Origin of the sequence: Streptomyces katrae, from assembly GCF_000966975.1 — a bacterium.
Classification (GTDB): Bacteria; Actinomycetota; Actinomycetes; order Streptomycetales; family Streptomycetaceae; genus Streptomyces; species Streptomyces katrae.
The window spans coordinates 1-4,295 of record NZ_JZWV01000163.1 but is presented as its reverse complement, the minus strand read 5'-3'; the positions used below and the strand labels follow the sequence as shown (position 1 = coordinate 4,295).

Here is a 4,295-nt window from a genome sequence, read left to right as displayed (position 1 = left end):
CGCGTGGCCATCGCCCGCGCCCTGGCCGTCGAACCGGCCGTCCTCGTCCTGGACGAGGCCGTTGCCGCGCTCGACGTATCGGTGCAGGCGCAGATCCTGAACCTGCTCGCCGACATCAGGGAGCAGACGCGGATCGGGTACCTGTTCATCACCCACGACCTCGGCGTCGTACGGTGCGTCACCGACGAGCTCGTCGTGATGCGCCGGGGCCGCGTCGTCGAGGCGGGGGCCACGGCCGAGGTGCTCGCCGCGCCCCGGCACGCGTACACCCGGCTGCTCCTGGAGTCGGTACCGCGCCCGGGCTGGGACCCGGAGGCCATCGCCGCCGCCCGCAGGGCGCTCTAGGACCGGGGGAACAAGGGGAACGGGGGACGGGGGGCTCAGGCGCCGGCGGCGAGCGTGCGGATCAAGGTCCGCAGGACCGGCTCGCCGCCGGCGCCCGGGACGGCTCCGGTGCCGTCCGCCATGGACTCCATGGCCGCCAGGCCGTCCACGGCGGCGGCGACCGCCAGGCCCAGCGGGCGGGGGTCCAGGCCCCGGCCGCGCTCGTCGGCCAGGACCTGGAAGAGCGCGACGAAACAGGCGCGCCAGCGCCGGTACTCGGCCTCCAGCGCCTCCCGCACCCGGGCGTCGTTCAGGGCGTGCCAGTGCAGCGCGGAGTGGAGGTGTGAGAGCTCCGCTCCCTCGGGCCGGCCCAGCAGTTCCACCACGCGCGCGGCGCGCTCCTCGAAGGTGCCGGGGCCGGACACCGCCTCCTCCAGCGGGGTGATCCACTCGGGGTGGATGTCCGTGATGACCGCCAGGATCAGGTCGGTGCGGTCCTGGAAGTGGTAGTGGCACATCCCGTGCGACACCCCGCTCAGCGCGGCCACGTTGCGGGTGGTGAACCGTTCGCTCAGCTCACCCGCCAGCAGGGTCCGCGCGGCGGCGACCAGCCGCGCCCGGGTCTGCTCGCCCTTGGCCGAGGCGCGCGGGCGGGGGGCCCGTGCGGGTGGAGCGGGCGGGACCTCGGAGTGCTGCGCTGAAGCCGACATGGGCGTCACTCTAACCAGGCTCCGGCAGGCCACCTGGGGTTTTCCCCGATCCACCGGAAGAACCCTGCCGGCAGTATTGACCGAGCGCTTGGCCAGTTCTAGCTTTCCGGCCAACCCCACACTCTGCGTGGGCAGTTGGAGCATCGGAGGAACCGTCATGAACGACCACGTGGTGAACCGGCCCGAGGGCGCGGCCATGGGCAGACGCAGATTCCTGACGGCGGCCGCCGCCACGGGAATCGTGGCCACCGCGGGCCTCGCGGCGTCCGAGGGCCCGGCCCGGGCCGCCTCCGCGCACCGCCCGGCCGCCGCGGGCACCTTCCGGGTGCCGGCCGAGGACGTCCGCCACACCCGCACCTGGATGGCCTTCCCGGACAGCAGTTCCATCTGGGGCCGCACGCTCTCCGGAGTCCAGTCGGACATCGCCCTGATCGCCCGGACCATCGCGAAGTACGAACCCGTCTACCTCTGCGCCAACTCCGCGAGCGCCGCCAAGGCCCGTTCGCTGGCCGGTCCGTCCGTCACCGTCATCACCTCGATCCCCGTCGACGACTGCTGGATGCGCGACAGCGGACCGGTCTTCCGCACCGACGGGGCCGGCGGCCTCGACGCCATCGGCCTCAACTTCAACGGCTGGGGCAACAAACAGGCCCACGCCCGCGACGCCCTGGTCGCCGGCCGGATCGCCGCCCACGCCGGGGTCCCCTTCACCGCCGCCGGGGTGGTCGGCGAGGGCGGCGCGGTCGAACAGGACGGCGCCGGCACCCCCCTGATGGCCACCCGCAGCAGCCTCGTCAACGGGAACCGCAACCCGGGAGCCTCCCAGGCACAGATCGAGGCCGCCCTGCGCGCCGCCTACGGGGCCTCCGAGGTCATCTGGTTCGACGGTGTCGTCGGCCAGGACATCACCGACGACCACGTGGACGCGACCTCCCGCTTCCTCGCCCCCGGCCGGGCCCTCGTCCAGATGCCCCTGGCCACGGACACCGACGTCTACGCCAAGGACGCCCGCAAGCAGTACCAGGTCCTCTCCGCCGCCACGACCGCCGGCGGCACGCGCATGGCCGTCGAGAAGCTCCAGGGCCCCGACTACGACAGGATCCGCTCGACGAACCGGGACTTCCTCGCCTCGTACGCCAACTACTACCTGTGCAACGGTGCCGTGATCACCGGCCAATTCGGTGACGCCGGTGCCGATACGGCGGCCCGGGCCACGCTGGCCCGCCTCTACCCGGGCCGCACGGTCGAGCAGCTCGACATCGACCGCCTGGGCACGGGCGGTGGCGGCATCCACTGCGTCACCCAGCAGCAGCCGGTCCCGTAGGGGAGGGCCCGGGCGTCCTGGGGCGGAGGGCGCCCCCGGACGCCCGGAGCCGGCCGGCATGCGGCCGTCCGGGGGACCGGCTAGCGTCGGATGTGTACGTTCCGCCCAGAGCGCCGCCGCGCCGCCCGGTAGCGGCCAGCCGCACGAGTCGGCAGCCGCCCGGTACCGGCAGCCGCACGAGACGGCAGAGGAACGGGATCCCATGGCGCACCACCCCCGGAAGACGGCGGCCGCCGCGGCCGCCCTGGTCGCCCTGACGGGGCTCGGCACGGCACCGTCCGCCGCCGCACCCACCCCGACGGCCCACGCCCGCTTCGTACCCGGTGCCTGCCCGAAGACGGCCGAGCCGGTGCCCGAGCTGGCCAAGGCCCGGTGCGGCTTCCTGGAGGTCCCCGAGAACCGGGCCCGCCCCGGCGGCCGGACCATCAGGCTGGCCACCGCGGTCATCCCGGCCACCTCGGCGAGGCCCGCCGCGGAGCCGGTGGTGTTCATGGCGGGCGGCCCCGGCGGCGAGACCTTCGACGACATCCCCTTCCTGGTCTCCTCCGGGGTGAACGCCGACCACGACCTGATCGTCATGGCGCAGCGCGGCAACCGCTACGACCAGCCGAACCTGGCCTGCCCGGAGTTCGACCGCTTCACCGCCCGCTACGTGGGCCTCGGTCACGACTCGGCACGGGCGAAGTCGCAGATGCTGGACGCCTTCAAGCAGTGCCGTGACCGCCTCACCGCCGACGGGACCGACCTCGGCGCCTACAACACCGTGGAGAACGCGGCCGACTTCGCCGACCTGCGCACCGCCCTCGGGATCGCCGAGTGGAACGTCTACGGGTACTCCTACGGCACCAACCTGGCCCTCACCCTCCTGCGCACCCACCCCGAGGGCATCCGCGCGGTGGCGATCGACTCGGTCACGCCCCCGCAGTCCGTGGTCCTGCCCTGGGGCTGGCCCAGCGCACAGGAGGGCATAGGCGCCATCCTCGACGCGTGCGCGGCCCAGCCCGCCTGCAAGAGCCGCTACCCGGACCTCCGCAAGACCCTGGACGAGCAGGTGCGCAGGCTGGAGGAGAAGCCGCTGACGCTGACCGCCCGGCCCCCGAAGGGCGGGGACCCGGTGAAGGTGGTCCTCGACGGGGGAGCGGTGCTGAACGTGCTGGTCGCCAACACCATCAAGCCCGTCGACGTCCCGGCGGCGATCGACGAGCTGGCCCGCGGAAATCCGGAGCGCTTCGCCCGGGCCCGGGCGGTCGACTCGGTCCCGGCGGTCGGCATGACCGCGCACGGGCTGACGGAGTCCGTGGCCTGCGCCGAATGGACACCGGGGGTCTCGGAATCCGACGTGCTCGACGCGGGCCGCAAGGCCTTCCCCGGCTGGCCGGACACCGTCCTGGCCCAGACGCCGCAGCTCCCCTTCCAGTTCGACGTGTGCCGGACCTGGAACGTTCCCGACCGGGCCGCCCAGCAGCGGGTCCCCGCAGTCAGCTCCGTACCGGTGCTCCTCCTCTCGGGAACCTTCGACCAGAAGACCGGTGCGGAGTTCGCGAAGGACGCGGCCCGTACGCTGTCCCGCTCGACCTCCGTGAAGATCCCCGGGATCACGCACTGGGTGGTCCCCCAGTCGCCCTGCGCGGCGAAGGTGCTCGCCTCCTTCCTCGCCCGTCCGGCCGCACCCGACACCGGCTGCGCGGCCGGCCTCACGCCGGCACCGTTCACCATCACCCCGAAGTGACCGGGAGGACCGATGGCCCGCACTCGCGCGTCCCGCCCCCGCCGCACCGTGCGACGGCCGCGCGCCTCCGCCGCCGGCCTGGCGGCCGGCGTACTCCTCACCGGACTGTTCGGCGCGCCCGTCCACGCGTACACCGCGGCCACCCCGAGCCCGGCACCGCCGGTCGGCAGCGTCCCCGGGAACGCCCGCGACGCCCGCTACACACCGG

The 4,295-nt window shown here is 74.0% G+C and carries 4 protein-coding genes and 1 pseudogene; 4 read left to right on the top strand and 1 reads right to left on the bottom strand.

The window, feature by feature from the left end; genetic code table 11:
* The coding region (locus VR44_RS08120; protein WP_045946714.1) for an ABC transporter ATP-binding protein at positions 1-345 on the top strand (345 nt) is incomplete at its 5' end.
* Positions 346-380: 35 nt separating this feature from the next.
* Here the strand turns inward: VR44_RS08120 and VR44_RS08115 are convergent.
* Entirely contained in the window at positions 381-1,034 is a 654-nt protein-coding gene (locus tag VR44_RS08115) for a TetR/AcrR family transcriptional regulator (RefSeq protein ID WP_045946713.1), read from the bottom strand.
* A 157-nt stretch (positions 1,035-1,191) separates the two neighbouring features.
* On the opposite strand from VR44_RS08115, the gene VR44_RS08110 reads away from it, so the two are divergent.
* The 3 genes and pseudogenes from VR44_RS08110 to VR44_RS08100 all read left to right on the top strand — a co-directional run.
* Positions 1,192-2,358 (top strand): agmatine deiminase family protein, encoded by a 1,167-nt coding sequence (locus tag VR44_RS08110; protein ID WP_045946712.1) that lies wholly within the window; start codon positions 1,192-1,194, stop codon positions 2,356-2,358.
* Positions 2,359-2,560: 202 nt separating this feature from the next.
* Positions 2,561-4,087 (top strand): alpha/beta fold hydrolase, encoded by a 1,527-nt coding sequence (locus tag VR44_RS08105; protein ID WP_045946711.1) that lies wholly within the window; start codon positions 2,561-2,563, stop codon positions 4,085-4,087.
* 12 nt (positions 4,088-4,099) lie between these two features.
* Positions 4,100-4,295 (top strand): annotated as a pseudogene (locus VR44_RS08100) (alpha/beta hydrolase); the annotation flags it as partial.